Source organism: Bacillus salitolerans (genome assembly GCF_042680805.1).
Taxonomy (GTDB): domain Bacteria; phylum Bacillota; class Bacilli; order Bacillales; family SA4; genus Bacillus_CJ; species Bacillus_CJ salitolerans.
The window spans coordinates 582566-602361 of the sequence record NZ_JBHUEM010000003.1 but is presented as its reverse complement, the minus strand read 5'-3'; the positions used below and the strand labels follow the sequence as shown (position 1 = coordinate 602361).

Annotated in this window: 23 protein-coding genes; all 23 read right to left on the bottom strand. The window is 36.0% G+C overall.

The genetic code is table 11. The annotated features are described in order from the left end of the window. Positions 1–22: 22 nt before the first annotated feature. The 23 genes from ACFSCX_RS04640 to ACFSCX_RS04530 all read right to left on the bottom strand — a co-directional run bounded on the left by ACFSCX_RS04640 (position 23) and on the right by ACFSCX_RS04530 (position 19790). Positions 23–811 (bottom strand): phosphatidate cytidylyltransferase, encoded by a 789-nt coding sequence (locus ACFSCX_RS04640; protein ID WP_377926955.1) that lies wholly within the window; start codon positions 809–811, stop codon positions 23–25. Positions 812–828: 17 nt separating this feature from the next. Further along, entirely contained in the window at positions 829–1605 is a 777-nt protein-coding gene (locus ACFSCX_RS04635) for an isoprenyl transferase (protein WP_377926954.1), read from the bottom strand. A gap of 204 nt (positions 1606–1809) precedes the next feature. Then, entirely contained in the window at positions 1810–2367 is a 558-nt protein-coding gene (gene frr / locus ACFSCX_RS04630) for a ribosome recycling factor (RefSeq protein WP_377926953.1), read from the bottom strand. 2 nt (positions 2368–2369) lie between these two features. Next, positions 2370–3092, bottom strand: a complete 723-nt coding sequence (gene pyrH / locus ACFSCX_RS04625) for a UMP kinase (protein WP_377926952.1) — start codon at positions 3090–3092, stop codon at positions 2370–2372. A gap of 243 nt (positions 3093–3335) precedes the next feature. Then, the gene (gene tsf, locus ACFSCX_RS04620; RefSeq protein WP_377926951.1) at positions 3336–4217 is read right to left on the bottom strand and encodes a translation elongation factor Ts; all 882 of its coding nucleotides are present in this window, start codon (positions 4215–4217) and stop codon (positions 3336–3338) included. 154 nt (positions 4218–4371) lie between these two features. Further along, positions 4372–5079 (bottom strand): 30S ribosomal protein S2, encoded by a 708-nt coding sequence (gene rpsB, locus ACFSCX_RS04615; protein ID WP_377926950.1) that lies wholly within the window; start codon positions 5077–5079, stop codon positions 4372–4374. A 159-nt stretch (positions 5080–5238) separates the two neighbouring features. Beyond that, positions 5239–5769: a hypothetical protein gene (locus tag ACFSCX_RS04610; RefSeq protein ID WP_377926949.1), complete on the bottom strand. Its 531-nt coding sequence runs from the start codon at positions 5767–5769 to the stop codon at positions 5239–5241. 9 nt (positions 5770–5778) lie between these two features. Then, positions 5779–6087 (bottom strand): hypothetical protein, encoded by a 309-nt coding sequence (locus tag ACFSCX_RS04605; RefSeq protein WP_377926948.1) that lies wholly within the window; start codon positions 6085–6087, stop codon positions 5779–5781. Between the two features lie 79 nt (positions 6088–6166). Continuing rightward, a complete protein-coding gene (locus tag ACFSCX_RS04600; RefSeq protein WP_377926947.1) occupies positions 6167–6937 on the bottom strand; it encodes a FliA/WhiG family RNA polymerase sigma factor in 771 nt (256 codons plus the stop codon). Between the two features lie 108 nt (positions 6938–7045). Then, positions 7046–7396: a hypothetical protein gene (locus ACFSCX_RS04595; protein ID WP_377926946.1), complete on the bottom strand. Its 351-nt coding sequence runs from the start codon at positions 7394–7396 to the stop codon at positions 7046–7048. Beyond that, positions 7396–7893, bottom strand: a complete 498-nt coding sequence (locus ACFSCX_RS04590; protein ID WP_377926945.1) for a chemotaxis protein CheD — start codon at positions 7891–7893, stop codon at positions 7396–7398. The genes ACFSCX_RS04595 and ACFSCX_RS04590 overlap by 1 nt, the downstream gene beginning before the upstream one ends. Then, entirely contained in the window at positions 7886–8527 is a 642-nt protein-coding gene (locus ACFSCX_RS04585; protein WP_377926944.1) for a chemotaxis protein CheC, read from the bottom strand. The genes ACFSCX_RS04590 and ACFSCX_RS04585 overlap by 8 nt, the downstream gene beginning before the upstream one ends. Before the next feature lie 14 nt (positions 8528–8541). Continuing rightward, a complete protein-coding gene (locus ACFSCX_RS04580) occupies positions 8542–9000 on the bottom strand; it encodes a chemotaxis protein CheW (protein WP_377926943.1) in 459 nt (152 codons plus the stop codon). 19 nt (positions 9001–9019) lie between these two features. Continuing rightward, positions 9020–11071 (bottom strand): chemotaxis protein CheA, encoded by a 2052-nt coding sequence (locus tag ACFSCX_RS04575; protein ID WP_377926942.1) that lies wholly within the window; start codon positions 11069–11071, stop codon positions 9020–9022. 14 nt (positions 11072–11085) lie between these two features. Continuing rightward, the gene (locus tag ACFSCX_RS04570; protein ID WP_377926941.1) at positions 11086–12171 is read right to left on the bottom strand and encodes a protein-glutamate methylesterase/protein-glutamine glutaminase; all 1086 of its coding nucleotides are present in this window, start codon (positions 12169–12171) and stop codon (positions 11086–11088) included. A gap of 8 nt (positions 12172–12179) precedes the next feature. After that, a complete protein-coding gene (locus ACFSCX_RS04565) occupies positions 12180–13049 on the bottom strand; it encodes a MinD/ParA family protein (protein ID WP_377926940.1) in 870 nt (289 codons plus the stop codon). After that, positions 13046–14221: a flagellar biosynthesis protein FlhF gene (flhF, locus tag ACFSCX_RS04560; RefSeq protein WP_377926939.1), complete on the bottom strand. Its 1176-nt coding sequence runs from the start codon at positions 14219–14221 to the stop codon at positions 13046–13048. Before flhF ends, ACFSCX_RS04565 begins: the two co-directional genes overlap by 4 nt. Further along, on the bottom strand, positions 14218–16254 hold the full coding sequence (flhA, locus tag ACFSCX_RS04555; protein ID WP_377926938.1) for a flagellar biosynthesis protein FlhA: 2037 nt from the start codon (positions 16252–16254) through the stop codon (positions 14218–14220). The genes flhF and flhA overlap by 4 nt, the downstream gene beginning before the upstream one ends. 21 nt (positions 16255–16275) lie before the next feature. Continuing rightward, positions 16276–17358 carry a flagellar biosynthesis protein FlhB gene (flhB, locus tag ACFSCX_RS04550; RefSeq protein ID WP_377926937.1) on the bottom strand — a complete coding sequence of 361 codons (1083 nt, stop codon included), beginning with the start codon at positions 17356–17358 and terminating at the stop codon, positions 16276–16278. Between the two features lies 1 nt (position 17359). Further along, positions 17360–18136 carry a flagellar biosynthetic protein FliR gene (gene fliR, locus ACFSCX_RS04545; protein WP_377926936.1) on the bottom strand — a complete coding sequence of 259 codons (777 nt, stop codon included), beginning with the start codon at positions 18134–18136 and terminating at the stop codon, positions 17360–17362. A 6-nt stretch (positions 18137–18142) separates the two neighbouring features. Beyond that, positions 18143–18412: a flagellar biosynthesis protein FliQ gene (gene fliQ, locus ACFSCX_RS04540; protein WP_377926935.1), complete on the bottom strand. Its 270-nt coding sequence runs from the start codon at positions 18410–18412 to the stop codon at positions 18143–18145. 18 nt (positions 18413–18430) lie between these two features. Then, positions 18431–19096 (bottom strand): flagellar type III secretion system pore protein FliP, encoded by a 666-nt coding sequence (gene fliP / locus ACFSCX_RS04535; RefSeq protein ID WP_377926934.1) that lies wholly within the window; start codon positions 19094–19096, stop codon positions 18431–18433. Further along, positions 19089–19790, bottom strand: a complete 702-nt coding sequence (locus tag ACFSCX_RS04530; protein ID WP_377926933.1) for a flagellar biosynthetic protein FliO — start codon at positions 19788–19790, stop codon at positions 19089–19091. The genes fliP and ACFSCX_RS04530 overlap by 8 nt, the downstream gene beginning before the upstream one ends. Positions 19791–19796: the final 6 nt, after the last annotated feature.

Below are 19796 nucleotides of genomic sequence, written 5' to 3'. Positions count from 1 at the left end.
CTCCTCACATTTATGTTCCCAATTATACAAATTGAAGGAAATGAAAGATTGGTAACACAAAAAGTAGGCTATCAAATCGGTCTAAGATTCCCCCGTGACCAGGTAATATGGTCCCTGAATCCTTCACATGATAGTGTCTCTTTAACGCTGATTCAACTAAGTCTCCCATTTGACCAAATATAGATAGAAGGATTGTAATTACAATCATTTTCAGAAAAGAGTCATTGATGGGGAAAAAGGCTTGAAAAATGAACGCAACACCAAGGGCACAAATTACTCCTCCTACTGAACCTTCCACTGTTTTATTCGGGCTTATTTCTGGCCATAGCTTTCTCTTTCCCATAGCTCTACCAATAAAATAAGCACCTGAGTCTGTTGCCCAGATAACGAACATAGCAAAAAATAAGTAATGTAACCCTTTGTCACTTGTTGCTATAAAGTAATAAAATCCTATTCCGATGTAAATAGTTGATAGCATGACAAACCCTGCATCATCGAATGTGAATTTATTTTTCGTAATGACCGTATAAGATAATAAAAATACTAAGGCAAGCAATGCAACCTCAGCCTTTGATATATTTACTTCTGATAAAAAATCGATGGACTGCCCTGGAAATAATAGGAGCCACAATAATAATAAACTCAAAACACCTGGAAATGTTTGCAACGATATTTGTTTCATTCTTAATAATTCAAACAGTGCGACTGTTGCCAACACATACACAAATAAGGTTAAAGGTAATCCACCGATTATGACAAATGGCAAAAATACCGCTGCTGCTAAAATTGCTGTTAAAATTCGTTGCATCATATTAAATTCATCACCTTTTATACTCCTCCAAACCTCCGGCCTCTATGCTGAAACTCACCAATTGCCCGTAGAAATTCTTCCTCGGAAAAATCTGGCCATAGCACATCCGTAAACCAAAATTCAGTATATGCAAGCTGCCATAGCATAAAATTGCTTAATCTAATCTCACCACTTGTACGTATTAATAAATCCGGATCCTGAATATGGGAGGTCATGAGACATTTTTCAATAGTTTCTTCATTAATCTCATGATGATCTAGAAGACCTGACTTTACATCATCTGCAATTTTTTTTACAGCTTGAACGATCTCATCACGGGACCCATAATTTAACGCAAAATTTAAAATAAGTCCGTTATTTTGTGCTGTATCTTTCATAGCACGTTCGATTGCATTACGTGTATGTAACGGAATTTCCTTTCGATTACCAATTGTTTGTACTTGTACATTTTCCTCAATTAATTCAGGTAAAAAGGTTCCTAAAAATTCCTCTGGAAGTTTCATTAAGTAATCTACCTCAGTTTTGGGACGCTTCCAATTTTCAGTCGAAAATGCGTAAAGGGTTAATACTTCTATCCCTAGTTCATTTGCTAGTCTTGTAATCCGCCTTACTACCTTCATTCCTTCATGATGACCAGCTACCCTTGGAAGGGCGCGTTTTTTAGCCCAACGTCCATTTCCATCCATTATAATGGCAATATGTTTAGGAATCGTTTTTGACAATACTTCCTCTTTTGTAAATATTGTCCCTGTTGTTGTTTTTTTGTTATTCCACAATTTAAGTTTTTCAAGCATTCTCTTATCCCCCATCATTACCATTATAATCAAAGGTTAACCTCAGTTCAAAAATACTTTTGACCAAAACTGATTACTATGGAACGAGCAACATATATATACATATAGAAGTTTATTGAAAGTATCTCGCAATTATGTAACATCTATGAAAAAGACCCCCTATAAATAGAGGGTCTATTCATTATCATTTTATCGTCTTTTGGCTTAAACTGCCATAATTTCTTTTTCTTTTTCTTTTGCAACAGTATCAATCTTCGCAATATGATTATCTGTTTCTTTTTGAATATCATCTGTTAAGCTTCGTAGTTCATCTTCAGTTATTTCACCGTTCTTCTCCAATTTCTTCAAGTCATCGTTAGCATCACGACGAACATTACGAACAGCAACCTTTGCATCTTCAGCATATTTTCTTACAAGTTTTGTTAATTCAACTCGACGTTCTTCTGTAAGAGCAGGGATTGTAATGCGGATAATGGAACCATCATTTGATGGATTTAATCCTAGATCCGATTTTAAAATTGCTTTTTCAATTTCTCCTAAAGCTGACTTATCATATGGAGTAATAACTAACATACGTGCTTCTGGAACATTCACAGAAGCTAGTTGGTTTACTGGTGTCGGAGCCCCATAATAATCAACCGTTACACGGTCTAAAAGAGATGCATTTGCACGACCAGCGCGCAGGGTAGCGAGTTCACGCTGAAAAGCTTGAATAGCTTTGTCCATCTTTTCCTTAGCATTATTAATAACTTGTTGTGACATTGTTATTTCCCCCTCACTAAAGTTCCAATATTTTCACCTAAAACAGCACGCATAATGTTACCTTCTTCCATAATAGAGAAAACAATTAAAGGAATATCATTGTCCATACACAGTGATGAAGCAGTAGAATCCATTACAGCTAGTCCTTCTTTCAAGACATCTAAGTATGACAAGCTCTCGTATTTTACCGCATTTTTATCAATAGATGGGTCAGCACTATAAACACCATCCACATTATTTTTTGCCATCAAAATCACTTCTGCCTCTATTTCAGCTGCACGTAAAGCAGCAGTAGTATCAGTTGAGAAATAAGGATTACCCGTTCCAGCTGCAAAAATAACAACACGTTTTTTTTCGAGATGTCTAATTGCTTTTCTACGTATGTATGGCTCAGCGACTTGTCGCATTTCTATTGATGTTTGTACTCGTGTTTGAATACCTAGATTCTCTAGGCTGTCTTGCAATGCTAAAGAGTTCATTACGGTTGCAAGCATTCCCATATAATCTGCTGTTGCTCGATCCATCCCCATATCACTTCCAGCTTTACCACGCCATATATTTCCACCACCAACAACTACGGCGACCTCAACACCCATCAGGGCAATCTCCTTAACTTGTTTTGCAATGGATTGAATAATAGATGGGGTAATTCCAAATCCTTGCTCACCTGCTAAAGCCTCTCCACTTAGCTTTAATACTACCCGCTTATATTTTGCAGTACTCATCGTTACCTCCTGTAAACAAGTAAATTATTAACACTTAATATATGTTCGCTTTATATACGCCATTAGATGCTTTAAAAAGAGGGAACACAATTGTGTCCCCTATCTTTTTGTTTTTCTAGCATTAGTGACTAGTTTACCCAATAACCCATTCATCCCATGAGGGTAAAATTCTATTACATAATAGGGGCTATTGATAATTAAATAATTATCTATAAGGCAACAAGCATCTTTTGCTGTTTTATTTTACTTGTTTACTTGACTCATTACTTCTTCAGCGAAGTTGTCTTGACGCTTTTCGATACCTTCACCAACTTCGTAACGAACAAAGCTTTTTACTGTAGCACCTTTGCTCTCAACAAATTTGCGAACCTTTTGGTCAGGATCCTTTACGAAACTTTGGTCTAATAAGCAGATTTCTTCAAAGTACTTTCCAAGGCGTCCTTCTACCATTTTAGCTACAATATTTTCTGGTTTACCTTCGTTTAAAGCTTGTTGAGTAAGTACTTCACGCTCACGATCAATCTCTTCTTGTGTTACAGCATCACGGTCAATATATTTTGGATTTACAGCTGCAATGTGCATCGCTACATCTTTAGCAACTGACTCATCAGTTGTTCCTTCAAGAACTGTTAACACACCAATACGTCCACCCATGTGTAAGTAGGCGCCAAATGCATCATTGTCACCTTTAGTTGCCACAGTGAAACGGCGAAGTGTTAACTTTTCACCAATTTTAGCAATAGCAGAGTTAATATGTTCAGATACAGTTGCACCATTGTCCATTTTTTGTTCTAAAGCGTCTTCAGCAGTAGCCGGCTTATTCTTTAATATATGTGAAGCTAATTCTTTTGTTAATGTTTGAAAGCCTTCATTTTTTGCAACGAAGTCTGTTTCAGAGTTTACTTCTAAAATGACCGCTTCATTCCCCATCACCTCGATATATGATGTACCTTCAGCAGCGATACGGTCCGACTTTTTAGCAGCCTTTGCAATTCCTTTTTCACGTAGGAAATCAACTGCCTTTTCCATATCTCCATCAGTTTCTGTTAATGCCTTCTTACAATCCATCATTCCAGCACCAGTTTTTTCACGAAGTTCCTTTACCATTTGAGCTGTGATAGCCATTGTTATTTCCTCCTTTTAATTAACATAAGCAATATGTACAAAGTTGTTCGGGCTATTTATTAATATAGCCGAATATAAATAAATTAAATCTTATATCTTTCCTTAAAAAAGGTGATAAAAAGGCTTTCATCCCTCTTATCACCTTCACATAAACTTAAGCAGTTGTTGTAGCTGTCTCTTCACCTTGTTTAGCTTCAAGGATTGCATCAGCAATCTTTGCAGTTAGTAGCTTAACAGCACGAATCGCATCATCGTTTGCAGGGATAACTACATCAATTTCATCCGGATCACAGTTTGTATCAACGATACCTACGATTGGAATGTTTAATTTGTGTGCTTCTGCAACTGCGATACGCTCTTTACGAGGATCGATAATAAATAGTGCATCAGGAATTTGCTTCATGTCTTTAATTCCGCCTAGGAATTTTTCAAGACGCTCTAATTCCTTCTTTAAGTTAATAACTTCTTTCTTTGGAAGAACTTCAAAAGTTCCATCTTCTTGCATTTTTTCGATGTCACGAAGACGCTTAATACGCTTTTGAATTGTTTCAAAGTTTGTTAGAGTACCACCTAACCAACGTTGGTTCACATAGTACATACCTGCGCGCTCTGCTTCTTCTTTAACAGCATCTTGTGCTTGCTTTTTTGTACCAACAAATAGCATAGTTCCACCGTTTGCAGCTAGTTCTTTAACAAAGTTATAAGCTTCTTCAACTTTTTTCACAGTTTTTTGAAGATCGATAATATAAATCCCGTTACGCTCTGTGAAAATGTACTTCTTCATTTTTGGGTTCCAACGGCGAGTTTGGTGACCGAAGTGAACACCAGCTTCAAGCAATTGCTTCATTGAGATTACTGACATGTTGTGTTTCCTCCTAAATGGTTTTTTGTTCCTCCGCCTATATCATATTTGAACAAGACTGCATGGCAGCACCTTTGTCCAAATCAATAAGCGTGTGTAATTAACACCAAGAAATAATATAACATAACAAAAACCCATAATCAAGCTAGATTTATCAAACTAGGAATAGAATTTTAAGTAAAGCTCAATTTCGGTCTTTCCTTTGCTCAGTTTCTTTGCAATTTCCTCAATAGAAAGCCCTTGGTTATGTAAGATTTTTGCTTGTTCTTGAATAGGAAGTTTATTGATTCTATCAATTTCCTTTGACTCTTGTACAGCTTGCAAGAGGGTATTTGCCTCTTGTTCATATTTAGGAAGTAGGTCTTGGAGAACCTCATTCGAAAGCTGCTGTTCTGTCTGGTCGATTTTTGATAGAACAGTTTCCTGCTCTTGAACAATAGGGGGCTTAGCCGATTGGAGATAGTTATTTGCGTTTTGATGATTTTCTTGACTAACCATCCTTAGAAACGTCTCGTTTTCTTCTTTCATCTCCATTACATACGAAGAAAGCAAGTTTTCCATATCTTTCATCATGGCCTCTTGCTTTCGTTCTATACTTTTAGTCTGCTCTAATTTGTAAAATAGAAGGACAATGATTAAGAAAGAAATTGCATGAAGGATGAAACTAATAACTAGTAAAAAAGTATTCATAAACACTCCTTACCCACTTATATCAATCGATTTCCCTTTATAAGGGTGCTGTTGTTTTTGAAAGACTTGCTTCTTGTCCTCTGCTTCTAAAGGAAGATAATGAGTGGAATTTGATGTGCCATCCTCAGATTTTAAAGATGATTTTTCTTTTTGGTCATTCTTTTGTACTTGCTTTCGCTTTCGATCTTCTTCTTTCAATTTTGAAGCCACTATATTTTCCTGCATGACTTGGCCACGATGTTCCATTTGATCGTGAATTTTCCCTACAATTTGTGTTCTTGGAAGCGCTACCTGAAGCTCAACTAATTTCAAACTCAATTTCATTCACTTCCTTTTAATTGAATAGTAATGATCTTAACATCACTATATGCTAAAACATTAGATGAATTATCACAATTTATGAATATAAATGATCTAATATTTTTTTCATTTTAAATAAAGCTTTTGAGTGAATTTGTGAAATTCTTGAAGTTGATAACCCCATAACGCTTCCAATCTCTGTTAAAGTTAGTTCTTCCTTGTAAAACAGACTAATGACTAATTGTTCTTTTTCATTGAGTTGTTCAATCCCTGTCACAAGTTTTTTAATCATTTCATCCTTTAACATTTTTTCTTCAGGTGTAAGGGTTTTTTCATCTTTAATTGTAAACTTTGGGGCATCCTTTGATTCATCAGTTTCTTTTAGACCATCATCAAGCGAAAGAATATTCGCGAAAAATCCTTCTGTAACCGTCTGATTTACTTCATCTTCTGACATCCCAAGTTCTTCGCCAATTTCCTTTGCTGTCACCGTCCGCATATACTTTTGTTCAAGCTTTTCAATGACTGAATCTACTCTTTTCGTCTTCTCTCTTGAACTTCTAGGAAGCCAATCTTCTTTCCTTAAACCATCAATAATAGCTCCTCGAATCCGAAATGAAGCATACGTATCAAATTTCAGGTCTCGAGAAGGATCAAACTTTTCAAGCGCATCATATAACCCTAACATACCGAGACTGATTAACTCATCCTTACTAACATTTTTGGGTAGTCCAACAGCAATTCGTTGGACGTGATAATGAACAAGTGGCATATATATCCTCATCAATGAGTCACCAGCATGAGAATCACGCGTATCTACCCATTTTTGCCAGTATACTTGATCCTCATTTGAAGTAATTTGAGTCATAACAATCCTCCTCTTCATGCCGGTATAGATCTCTCTTTATCAGTGAAGCCATATCTTACTATACATTATCCACCATAATAATCAAAATTCTTCACGTACGTTTAGAATTTAATCCTTTTCGTTAAGTAACTCTTTTATATATTGAGAAGCAAGCTTTGCTTCATCATCACTTAAAGCCTCTGGAGCTTGATATACATGTTCGTTTTCTCTTAGATTCTCATTCGTTTCAGAATCTAATTCAACATCACTATCATCATGCTTATCTGCATTGCTCTGTGGTTCAAGTAAAATAAAATAGACCATCCATCTAAAAAAATAGGCGATGAGGAAGAAAAAAATAGATGCAAAAAAACCGCGATAGACAGAAGTGAAAAAGCTATTTTGGGCAAAGGAAGAGACAAAAACCAAGGCAAATCCAAAAAACGCGAAAAATAAATTAAATACCCACGTCCCAGCCATTAAAGTATTGAAACTCCCTGGTTTACGGTTCTAATGGTTAATTCTGTGTTGCATGGGTTAAATTCAATTGTACGACCACTGTTTCCACCTGTATCTTCAGCCACTATTTTTATATTAAATTTATCTAGCTCGCTCTTAACTGCTTCAACATTTCTAGGTCCAATTCGCATTAATTCATTCCCCGAAGTAAATTGAAACATTTGAGCACCCCCAGCCATTTTCGCCTTTAATAATTGCCTGCTTCCTCCTGCCTTTACGATTAAATTAATTAATGCTTCAATTCCAGTATCTGCAAATTTAGCAATATTAATAGTTCCTCCTTTAGTTAAAGAGGAGTCTGGTAACATAACATGCACCATACCAGCAATACAGTTTGTTGCATCATATATGACTACCCCAACACAAGAACCTAGTCCAGAGGTTCTAATAACACATGGTGGTTTAACTATATTCATATCTGCAATTCCAACTTTAACAACTTGAGAAATCTCATTCATCATCCTGTACCCCTAGTGCCTTAAATATTTTCTGAAATGATTCTGGGTCTGGAAGATAGAAAAAATGACCTTTAACACTATCTGTTATAGGCTGATCCTCTTCTTGAAAAGCTGTATCAATGACAATGGCTAAGTCACCTTCATGTGAAAGCTCAACTAACCCATAACTAATAATTGCGCCAATCATATCAATACTTATTGCCGGAACAGATGGATATAAATTTAACCCTGTAAAATCTGAAAAGGAAGATAAATATGATCCAGAAAGGATATTACCTAGTTCCTGAAGGGCTGATGTTGCTAATTCTGGATAAGGCAGTATTTCCATTGAAAAAGATGGATCATTTGTTAAATATTGAATAAAATGAGAGGCTTGTTCAAGGGATAATATAAAGAACATACTCCCAGGGGCATCCCCCTCAACCCTTAAAAATACACTTGCTACGACATTCTCAGGTCCACCAATTAAGTCCATCATTTCATTAAATGAAGCAATCTTCACATCTGGAACCTTCATATCTATTTTTTTATTTAACAGGCGAGAAAGAGCAGTTGCTGCATGCCCTGCTCCTATATTCCCAACCTCTTTTAGGATATCAATATGTGTAGAATTTATTTTCTCTAAAAAAGACATTGATACATTTTCCTTTATTTTATTTCTTTCAAATCGTCCGAATTAAGAACATGATCTAGATTTAATAAGATTAATAGACGCTTCCCTACCTTAGCGACACCTTTTATATAATCAGCCTCAACTGCTCCTACCACCTCTGGAGGTGGTTCAACTGCATCTGCTTTAATATCAATTACGTCATTTGCAGCATCAACAATGAGCCCAACTTCCATATTTTCAAGTGCAACAATAATGATCCTAGTAGAGTCAGAATACTCTTTCTCTCCAAGTGAGAAACGAGTTCTTAAGTCAATGATTGGCGTAACTACACCTCGTAAGTTTATAACCCCTTTAACAAAAGGCGCTGTACGAGGAACTCTTGTAATATGTTGTACCTTTTCAATTGATCTTACCTGTTGTACTGGTATCCCATATTCCTCATCTGATAATTGAAATACAATCACTTTTATCTCTTGTTGAGCCATTTCAATCATTTATAATCCTCCCTTCAATTTACTTAATTAATGCATTACAATCCACAATTAAAGCAACTTGTCCATCTCCTAAAATCGTTGCTCCTGAGATTGCAAATACAGACGTTAAGTAATTTCCTAGTGATTTTAATACAACTTCTTGTTGTCCGATGAAGGAATCTACAACTAATCCTGCCATCTTATCTCCTTTACGAACAATGACAACTGATAAGAATTGATCTCCTTGTTCGTAAACAGGTACTTCGAAAATATCGTTTAAATATACTAAAGGTACAACTTTACCTCTAAAATCAATTACTTTTTGATTATGTGCATTTAGGATATCTTCTTTTTTAACAATAGCTGTTTCAATAATCGAAGATAAAGGGATCGCAAATTTTTCTCTTTGTAGTTCAACTAACATAACTGAAATAATGGATAATGTTAATGGAAGCTGAATGGAGAACGTTGTGCCTTCCCCTAAAGTAGAATCGATTGTAATAGAACCTCCGAGTGATTCAATCGTATTCTTAACAACATCAAGACCTACACCGCGACCTGAAATATCTGATATGGTTTCAGCTGTAGAAAAACCAGATGCAAGGATAAGTTCATATACTTGTTTATCAGATAAAGTAGCTGCACTTTGCTCTGAAACGATTCCATTACTGATTGCTTTCTTTAGAACCTTATCACGACTAATTCCGCCACCGTCATCTTCAATTTCAATGAAGACATGATTTCCACTATGGTAAGCTTTTAATATGACAGTTCCTTCTTCTTTCTTTCCATTCTTTCTTCTTACTTCTGGCATCTCAATCCCATGATCTAATGCATTTCTAATTAAGTGAACAAGAGGATCTCCGATTTCGTCGATAACCGTTCGGTCAAGCTCTGTTTCAGCTCCTACTACCTGCAAATCAATTTGTTTTCCTAAATCTCTTGCTAATTGGCGAACCATTCTAGGGAAGCGATTAAAGACCGTTTCTACTGGAACCATTCTCATATTCAAAATGATATTTTGAAGGTCTCCCGATATTCTAGTCATTCTCTCAACTGTTTCATGAAGCTCCGCATTGTTGAGTTCATTAGAAATCTGTTCTAATCTTCCTCTATCAATGACTAATTCTTCAAATAGATTCATTAATACGTCCAGTCTTTCAATATTTACCCTAATCGTTTTATTGCTAACGGTTGCTTCTTTAGTTGTAGTTTGCTTTTTAGTAGACTCCACAACTTCAGACGATTCAACTTTCGTAATTGTTTGTTCTTCTTGTTTGGAATCTTCAGAAATTGAAGAACGATTACTTCCTAGATTTATAGCTTGAACCTTTACGTGATGAATTTCAGACACTTTTAGTACTTTACTTTGAATGTCATCTGCTGTCTCCTTTGACACAACCGTAACGGTAAAGAGGTGATCAAATTTTTCATCCTCAAGTAAATCAACTGAAGGGTTAGATTTAATGACTTCTCCAAGTTGCTCAAGAATTTCAAAAACCATAAATACTCGAGCTGCTTTTAATAAACAATCTTCTCTAAGTTCAACCTCAATTTCGAACGCCTCAAAACCTTGTTCTTTAGATTGCTGAATAACAGTTAATTCAAACTCATCATACTCTTGACTTGGAACAGAGGTAGAAGTTGCACCAGTATTAGTTTGTCCTTCTTGTTCTGTGCTAGTCTCTGTTGTATTAGCTGATTGAGGCTGTTTTCCTTCTTCAATCATTTTTAATTTAACTACAACATCTTTTACATCTTTTTTTCCGTCCCCACCCGAGGCAATCGATAGGACCATTTCTTCCAAATGGTCAACAGACTGAAAAACTACATCTAAAATTCCCGGTGTTACATTAATTTTATTATTACGAATTCCATCTAATACATTTTCCATTTGGTGAGTGAGGCTGGCTAAATCTTCATAACCCATTGTAGCTGACATACCTTTTAACGTATGTGCTGATCGGAAGATTTCATTTACAATTGATAGATTAGTAGGGTTTTTCTCTAATTCTAATAGGTGATCATTAACAGCTTGTAAATGTTCCTTACTTTCTTCAATAAACACTTCCAAATATTGACTCATTTCCATACTCGAAGCACCCCTTACTTTAGCAGCAGTTTAGTTATTTGTGTTGAGATTTCGTCAAGGTTCGTTACATAATCAACCATTTGACTTGCAATTGCAGATTTAGGCATTCCGAAAACGATGGAAGTATCCTCAGATTCAGCGATACATTGTACATCACCTGATGATTTCATAGTTTTCAAACCCTCCGTTCCATCAGACCCCATCCCTGTCATGATGACAGCAATTTTACCGTAATCTGGTATTTTACTGATAGATTCAAACATGACATCTACCGATGGACGATGCCCATTCTTAGGTGGTGTTTGCTCTAATTGAACAGCTAATGAGGCACCGACTTTCCTTACTTTAAGGTGGAAGCCACCCGGTGCAATGTAAGCAACACCATTTTGAATAATTTCTCCATCTTCTGCTTCCTTCACTTCAAGTAAACTTAGTGAGTCTAGCCTTGAAGCCAATGACTTTGTAAATCCAGGAGGCATATGTTGGACAATTAAGATAGGGGCATCAATGTCTTTTGGTAAATTTGTGATGACTTGTTGTAATGCCCTCGGTCCACCTGTTGATGTTCCAATACAAACTAGTTTCTTTTTTGATTCAAATTTCCTAAGTACTTTTTCCTTATTATCTATTTTACTACAATTTTCTACATATGGTATAGATGTTTTCAGAGGCTCCGAATATCGGCGTAATTTCTCTTGTTTTACCTTTGAAGCATAATAAACCTTCTCAAGAATATCATCCTTTACTTTATGAAGATCTAGTGAAATAGCCCCAGAAGGTTTGGTGATAAAATCTACTGCACCATACTGGAATGCAAGCATGGTGTTCTCTGCACCTTCCTTAGTTGTGCTAGAAAGCATCACAACGGGTATAGGATTTGATTTCATGATCTCTTGAAGTGCTTCAATCCCATTTAAAATAGGCATTTCAACATCCATTGTTATGACGTCTGGAGAAACCAGTTTCGCCTTTTGAACCGCATCTTGGCCATTCCGGGCAATTCCGACAATTTCGAATCTTTGATCTTCTTCAAGAAAACTAGTGATTAATTTTCTCATAAATGCTGAGTCATCTACAACTAACACTTTCACTTTTTCCAAAGTACACCCTACCTTTCAGAGAAGTAATGCCGGAGTTTTGTAATAAAGCCTAATGACTTCGATTTCGGCTTAGCACCCTCAATAGAACCGCTTGTATACTTTTTAGTCAGTTCATTCATGGATCGACTTGCTGCTGACTTCGGATCATAAATAGAAAATGGTATTTGTCTACTAACTGCCTTGTACACTGACCTATCATCTGGTAAAAAACCTAATTTAACAATTTCTTTTCTTAAAAATTGTTTCATGACTTCACTTAGTCGAGTAAGTGTTTGTATTCCTTCCTTTTCACTTTGAACTCGGTTAACAACGAGATAAAACTCAGCATGATGTTCTTTTGAACAAATAAACTTCATCATTGAATAAGCATCGGTAATTGATGTAGGTTCAGGTGTTGTGATGACAAAAATTTCATGTACTGATAATAAAAGTTGAAGTGTATCCTCCGTAACACCTGCTCCCATATCAAACAAAATATAATCATATTCTAAAGAGAGTTTTTCTAGTTGGCTGATTAAATAAGTGAGCTTGTCATGATCAAGTTTAAAGATAGTAGCTAGTCCTGAACCTCCAGAAATATAGGAGATTCCTCCTGGGCCATTTTTTATCAAATCGTGGATGGTCACACCTTGTTTAAATAGATCAACAAAACTCCCCTTCGAGCTTTGACCCATTAAAATGTCGATATTTCCCATACCAATATCCATGTCCACTAACAGGACATTTTGCCCACTTTTTGCTAAATTTATGGAGAAATTTAAGGAAAAATTAGATTTCCCAACTCCCCCTTTTCCACTAACTACTGCAATAACCTTTGCTTCTGATTGATCATTTATTCTTTGAAGTCTAAGTCTTAAGCTTTCTGCTTGATCTCTCATTTTTTATCTACTCCAAGAACTGTATTCACAATGATAGTTGGTGTTGCCTCTATGATATCATCAGGGACGTTTTGTCCAATTGTTAAATAGGCTACACCTTTATTGAGTGTAAGAATTAAATTGACAATTGAGCCATACTGACTTGTTTCATCCACTTTTGTAAATATAAAGCGATTGATATCAATAAGTGAAAATTGCTTGTAAATCTCCATCATATCCCTTTGCTTCGCTGTTAGTGATAATACAAGGAATGTTTCCATTTCCTCTGTAAAATCAATCACTTCTTTTAGATCTTCAACATATTGTTGATTTCTAAAATTTCGCCCGGCTGTATCGATGAAAACTAAATCGTACTCCTCAAACTTTTCTTTTGCCTTTACAAAATCATCTAAATTGTAACAGACTTCGATCGGGACATTTAAGATTTTTGCATACGTTTTCAACTGATCTATTGCCGCAATTCTATATGTATCGGTCGTAATAAATGCTACTTTCTTGTGATGCTTTATGACACATTCAGCGGCAATCTTTGCCAAAGATGTTGTTTTTCCGACTCCAGTGGGACCTACAACATTTACAAACTTTTTCGTAAAGGAAATACCACCGTGCTTATATTCTTGAATCATTTGAAAAAGTAGCTCATGAAGCCAATTCGTTACTTCTGCCTCTGTAGCATCCGCATTATTCTTATACCATCGCTCTACTAGTTTTGATAGTATATTTCCACGAATAGAATCGTCAATTTCTTGATCGATTAATCGTTTGTCAATGATTTGAAGTTCCTCAGGATAGAAAGTTGTTGTTTTTACATTATTTTGCTGAGAGTGATTCATACCCTTAATTAACCTTTTAAGTTCATCAATTTCTTGTATGAGCTCTGGATTCTCCTTTACATTCTTATTCGGAGTATCTTTCCACTCAGACTTCTCTAACGGGACCTCCACCTTCATAGGAGAACGAGGTATCTCCATCTCCTTCCTCGTTTGTTCTTTCTCAAAAGGAGATGGATCTATTGCTGCAATTACCTCAATATTTTTCTTTGTGAAAAAACCGAGAAATCCTCCTGTATGGATCACTTTGGAATTGAGAATGACCGCTTCTTTTCCTAACTCGGCTCTAATCTTTTTCATTGCCTCGGGCATAGATGGAGCAACATATTTTTTTACCTTCATTCTATATTCACCACCCCTACACTTTGAACTTCGACATTCGCTTCTAATTCGTTATAGGACAAGACTGGGACATTAGGTAAATACCTTTCAATTAATTGCTTCACGTACATTCTAACAGCAGGAGAGCATAGTAAAATGGATTGTTGCTCTTGCATTGATAATTGCTCAACTTGTGTGGCAACTGATTGAATGATGTTTTGCGAAATGGTCGGATCAAGTGATAAATAATTTCCATGCTCTGTTTGCTGTACACCTTCGGCGATTGCTTTTTCTACCTTACCTGATAAGGTGACAACTCTCAAAATCTCACCATCACTTACAAATTGAGAAGTGATTTGTCTTGCCAACGATTGTCGTACATATTCGGTGAGAAGATCTGTATCCGTAGACATTCTTCCAAAGTCAGCTAATGTCTCAAAAATGACAGGTAGGTTGCGAATTGACACCTTTTCTTTTAACAGCTTCGCAAGTACCTTTTGTATATCGCCAATTGATAATGGATTTGGCGTAACCTCTTCAACAAGAATAGGATACGATTCTTTAAGATGGTCAATAAGCTGTTTTGTTTCCTGTCTACCCAGTAATAAATGCGCATTTGACTTTAAAATCTCTGTTATATGTGTTGATACAACAGATGGCGGGTCTACTACAGTATAACCGAACATTTCAGCTTGTTCTTTTACATCCTCTGAAATCCATTTTGCCGGGAGACCGAATGAAGGCTCAATTGTATCAATTCCTTCTATTGAATCATCATCAACACCTGGACTCATCGCTAAATAATGGTCTAAGAGAAGTTCACCCTTCGCCACTTCATTTCCTTTTACTTTAAGTCGATATTCATTAGGTTGTAACTGAATGTTGTCTCGTATTCTTACAACTGGAATAACAATTCCAAATTCGATTGCAAGCTGTCGTCTAATCATAACAACTCGATCTAACAGATCTCCTCCTTGATTTGCATCAGCAAGAGGTATTAACCCATACCCAAACTCAAATTCAATCGGATCAACATTAAGAAGGTTGACAACACTTTCCGGACTTTTCATTTCATCTGTTTCAATTTGTTCTTCAAGTTCTTCAATATCTTGTTCATCAGGAACTAGCTTACGACTAATTAAATAACCACCAACTGCCATTATAGCCGCAATTGGAATGGTAAGGATATCATTCAAAGGTGTTACAAGCCCCAGTAAAAAAATGGTGCCACCAGCTACGTAAAGCATTTTCGGGAAACGAAATAATTGACCTGTGATGTCCTGTGATAGGTTACCATCAGAAGCTGCTCTAGTAACAATAATCCCTGTTGCAGTAGAAATCATTAAAGCAGGTATTTGTGATACTAATCCATCTCCAACAGTAAGTAACATATACGTGTACCCAGATTCACTAATAGACATATCCATTTGAACCATTCCAATGATAATTCCAAATAATATATTTATGATGGTGATGATGATACCAGCAACGGCATCCCCTTTTACGAATTTACTCGCTCCATCCATCGCTCCATAAAAGTCAGCTTCTCGTTGGATCTTGTCTCTTCTACCAGTCGCTTGTTTCTCATTGATTAAGCCTGCGTTCAAGTCAGCATCAATCGCCATTTGTTTACCTGGCATTGCGTCTAATGTAAAGCGAGCTGCCACTTCAGCAACACGTTCTGACCCTTTCGTTATGACCATAAACTGAATAATGATAAGAATCAAAAATACAACAAAACCGACTAATGGATTACCGCCGATAACGAAATTCCCGAAGGTGTGTACAACATTACCAGCTTCTGCATTACTAAGAATGGATCTCGTTGTTGATACGTTTAATCCTAATCGAAATAAAGTTAAGATTAACAATAAAGAAGGAAATACTGATAATTGAAGCGGTTCTTGCATGTTCATTGATGTAAGTAAAACAATGAGAGCAAGAGAAATGTTGACCATTATTAATATATCTAACATAACTGGTGGTAATGGAATAACTAACATGATTACAATTAAAACGACACCAGCTATTATTGGGAAATCTCTTGCTGACATTTGCAACTCTCCTTACACCTTTTATATCTTTTGCTTTAGCTTATAAACATAAGCAAGAATTTCTGCTACAGCTTTAAAAAACTCATCTGGAACGACATCACCAATTTCCGTTTGATCATATAATGCTCTTGCAAGCGGTCTGTTTTCAATTGTTGGGATATCGTGATTTTGAGCAATTGAACGAATTTTTAAGGCAACATAATCAACACCAAGTGCTACCACATATGGGGCATGCATTTTCGTTTCATCATATTTAAGTGCTACCGCATAGTGAGTAGGGTTAGTAATAACAACATCAGCTTTTGGAACCTCTTGCATCATACGTTGCATAGCCATTTCACGTTGCTTTTGCTTAATTTTTGCTTTTATTTGCGGATCACCTTCAGCGTTTTTATGTTCATCTTTTATATCTTGCTTGGACATCTTAATACTCTTTTCATAATCATACTTCTGATACCAATAATCAAATATACCAATGAAAATTAATACGACTGAGGCTGCAAGACCCATCTTTAACACTAGCATCGCTAAAAATGCAAGCGAGGCACCAACACTTTTTTGAGATAATAATAGTACTTCTTCCCATTCAAGCCATAATACTGATACAGTAACAGTCCCAATTAGACTAATTTTCAGTATCGATTTTAATAACTCGACAAGGGCTTTCAAGCCAAACATGCGCTTAAGACCATTCATAGGATTAAGCTTATTCAGTTTAAAGTGAATCGCTTCAGTTGAAAACAGAAACCCTATTTGCATATAACTTGCTACTACCCCACCCGTCATTGCAACTAGCATTAATGGCAATACCATTAGTCCTATTTCCGGTAGCATACCAACAAATATAGAGAAAACTGTTTGTTCAGTGACTGTAACTAACATGTTATGCTCAAAGCTTTGGGTGAAAATGTTTGTTAAACGCCCTAGCATAGCCTGGCCACTAAACCAAAAAAATAAAAATACAAATAGTAAAAGAATAGCCGTATTGATATCTTGACTCTTTGCTACTTGACCTTTTTTTCTAGTATCTTGTCTTTTCTTAGGAGTAGCTCTTTCAGTCTTCTCTCCTGCAAAAAATTGAAGGTTAAGTTGGTACCTGTACACATTAACCCCCTCCTATTATTGACATCAAGCCTCTCATCGCAATTAATATTTGTTCAAATAAATTCCCTACCAACATGAAAAAGGGTCCCATTACGATCATGAGTAACAGAAAACTCAATGCTATCTTAATAGGAAATCCCACGACAAAAATATTAAGTTGAGGGACTGTTTTAGCCATGATCCCAAGAGCTACATCTACTAAAAATAGTGATCCGACTATGGGTAATGACATTTGAAATGCAATAACAAACATTGAGTTAAACGTGCTTACTATATGATTCAGCATTTTTTCATCACCAAACGGTACCCCTACTTGATCAATTGGGATAGTTTGGTAGCTGTAAAAAACACCATCTAGCAGCATATGATGACCATTTATTGCTAATAGAAATAATAACGCAAAGATGTATAGAAATTGACCCGTAATTGGGCTTTGGGTCCCAGTTTGTGGATCAATGACATTAGCAATAGCAAAACCCATTTGGAAATCAATAAAACCACCTGCAACTCGTATTGCAGTTAACAGAATGGTGGCAATTAGCCCAATTAGTAAACCTACCATAATTTCCTTGAGAATCAATAATATATATAAACCATCAAATGCAAAAGTTGGAATTTCAACAGTATAATACATAATCCATGACAAAAAAACAGCCAAACCAATCTTGTGTGTTGTAGGTATCGTTCGGTATGAAAAAATAGGTACAGCTACGAAAAAAGCAGAAACTCTTAGTAGGATGAGCAAAAAGCCAAGCAAGTTAAAGCTGAAAATATCCATTTATCTCTAACCTATAAATTTATGAAGATTATTAAAGATATCGAAGGTAAATCGAATCATCTTTGATAACATCCATGGTCCAAAAAAGATAAGTGCAACAAAAACAGAAACAATTTTTGGAATAAAAGCAAGCGTCTGCTCTTGTATTTGGGTTGTTGCTTGGAAAATACTGACTAGGAGTCCTACACCGAGTGCAACTAATAATAAAGGAAGGGAGATTGCAAGAACTGTATAAACAGATTGTTCAGCCATTGTAATAACAAATTCTGGGCTCATATACTTTAACCTCCCTTTCTAAAAACTAATTAATAAAGACTTGATCACTAAATTCCAACCATCCACCAGAACAAATAGTAGGATTTTGAATGGAAGAGCAATCATAACGGGTGGTAACATCATCATCCCCATTGACATTAGTACACTTGCTACAACCATATCCACAATTAAAAACGGAATAAAGATCATAAATCCTATTTGAAAAGCAGTCTTTATTTCACTAATAGCAAATGCAGGGACCAATACGGTTAATGGAATTTCCTCGATTGAGGAAGGCTTTTCCATCCCAGCATAGCCCATAAAAAGGGCTAAATCTTTTTGTCGCGTATGTTTACTCATAAACTCTTTCATCGGGGTTGATGCTCTTTCATATGCCTCTTCAAGTGAAATTTCTTCATTAAATAGCGGTGTAAGAGCTTGCTGATTCACCTCAGAAAAGACTGGTGACATAACGAAGAAAGTAATAAAAAGAGCCAATGCCACAACAACCTGGTTAGGTGGCATTTGCTGTGTACCTAAAGCTGTTCTAACAAAGGAAAGGACAATGAGTACTCTTGTAAAGCTAGTCATTAAAACGAGAATACTTGGAGCAATAGAAAGAACTGTCAATAACAGAAGAAGTTTAACAGATGTCGCAACATTGGTCGGATCACTATTATTAAAAAATTCCATAAACTCATTCATGTTCTCGTTTTCCCTTTCTAGATAGCTCATCTAAAAGCTTTTTCCTATCTTTTTGAAGATGACTTAGTTGATCTTTAAATATTGCCTTAAAGTTCTGCTCAGATACAGAATCTTGAGATGTCTCGTCTTTTTTAAAAATTTTATTCTTCAAGAAAGATAGAGGTTCGCGTATTGGAAGTTCTGTATCCTGATGAGATAAAAGCTCATTTATTTCATCCTCTGAATTAATTTCATATAGCAGCTGGATATTTTCGCCAACTCCAACAACAAGGATACGGTTTCCTACCTTTATTAATTGAATAGACCGATTACCACCTAAGCTTGTCCCACCAATATTATTGATTTTTCTAGTAGAATCAAAGCTCTGGTTCTTCTTCTTAATAAACCTCAGTGTTGCAAGTAAGAGAAATAGTACAATGGCAAAAGAAAAAATAACATTAAAGAAATCTCCAAAACCGACTTTTGTTACATTAGTAGTTCCGGTATCTATTACAGTTTCATCTTGTTGAACAGGGTCCAACGGACTTTCTTCTTTAGTGTCAACCGAGGTATCTGTTTTTTCATTCTCTTTAATCCATTCAGATACACTTTGACTTCCACTATTTGTCTCCGCCTGCACGTTTGATTGTACAAGCGGCATAAATAGGAGTACCATACAAAATAAAAATACGATTTTTCTTAATTGTTGTAGCAAAATTTG

Coding starts and splice junctions, on each gene's coding strand:
- tsf (WP_377926951.1), bottom strand. CDS start 4,217: ATGGCTATCACAGCTCAAATGGTAAAGGAACTTCGTGAAAAAACTGGT.
- ACFSCX_RS04610 (WP_377926949.1), bottom strand. CDS start 5,769: ATGAATACTTTTTTACTAGTTATTAGTTTCATCCTTCATGCAATTTCT.
- ACFSCX_RS04595 (WP_377926946.1), bottom strand. CDS start 7,396: ATGGCTGGGACGTGGGTATTTAATTTATTTTTCGCGTTTTTTGGATTT.
- fliP (WP_377926934.1), bottom strand. CDS start 19,096: ATGAATGAGTTTATGGAATTTTTTAATAATAGTGATCCGACCAATGTT.
- pyrH (WP_377926952.1), bottom strand. CDS start 3,092: ATGAGTACTGCAAAATATAAGCGGGTAGTATTAAAGCTAAGTGGAGAG.
- ACFSCX_RS04580 (WP_377926943.1), bottom strand. CDS start 9,000: ATGATTGAAATGGCTCAACAAGAGATAAAAGTGATTGTATTTCAATTA.
- frr (WP_377926953.1), bottom strand. CDS start 2,367: ATGTCACAACAAGTTATTAATAATGCTAAGGAAAAGATGGACAAAGCT.
- ACFSCX_RS04575 (WP_377926942.1), bottom strand. CDS start 11,071: ATGGAAATGAGTCAATATTTGGAAGTGTTTATTGAAGAAAGTAAGGAA.
- fliR (WP_377926936.1), bottom strand. CDS start 18,136: ATGGATATTTTCAGCTTTAACTTGCTTGGCTTTTTGCTCATCCTACTA.
- rpsB (WP_377926950.1), bottom strand. CDS start 5,079: ATGTCAGTAATCTCAATGAAGCAATTGCTTGAAGCTGGTGTTCACTTC.
- ACFSCX_RS04585 (WP_377926944.1), bottom strand. CDS start 8,527: ATGTCTTTTTTAGAGAAAATAAATTCTACACATATTGATATCCTAAAA.
- ACFSCX_RS04565 (WP_377926940.1), bottom strand. CDS start 13,049: ATGAGAGATCAAGCAGAAAGCTTAAGACTTAGACTTCAAAGAATAAAT.
- fliQ (WP_377926935.1), bottom strand. CDS start 18,412: ATGAGCCCAGAATTTGTTATTACAATGGCTGAACAATCTGTTTATACA.
- flhF (WP_377926939.1), bottom strand. CDS start 14,221: ATGAAGGTAAAAAAATATGTTGCTCCATCTATGCCCGAGGCAATGAAA.
- ACFSCX_RS04635 (WP_377926954.1), bottom strand. CDS start 1,605: ATGCTTGAAAAACTTAAATTGTGGAATAACAAAAAAACAACAACAGGG.
- flhA (WP_377926938.1), bottom strand. CDS start 16,254: ATGTCAGCAAGAGATTTCCCAATAATAGCTGGTGTCGTTTTAATTGTA.
- ACFSCX_RS04640 (WP_377926955.1), bottom strand. CDS start 811: ATGATGCAACGAATTTTAACAGCAATTTTAGCAGCAGCGGTATTTTTG.
- ACFSCX_RS04600 (WP_377926947.1), bottom strand. CDS start 6,937: ATGACTCAAATTACTTCAAATGAGGATCAAGTATACTGGCAAAAATGG.
- ACFSCX_RS04590 (WP_377926945.1), bottom strand. CDS start 7,893: ATGAATGAGATTTCTCAAGTTGTTAAAGTTGGAATTGCAGATATGAAT.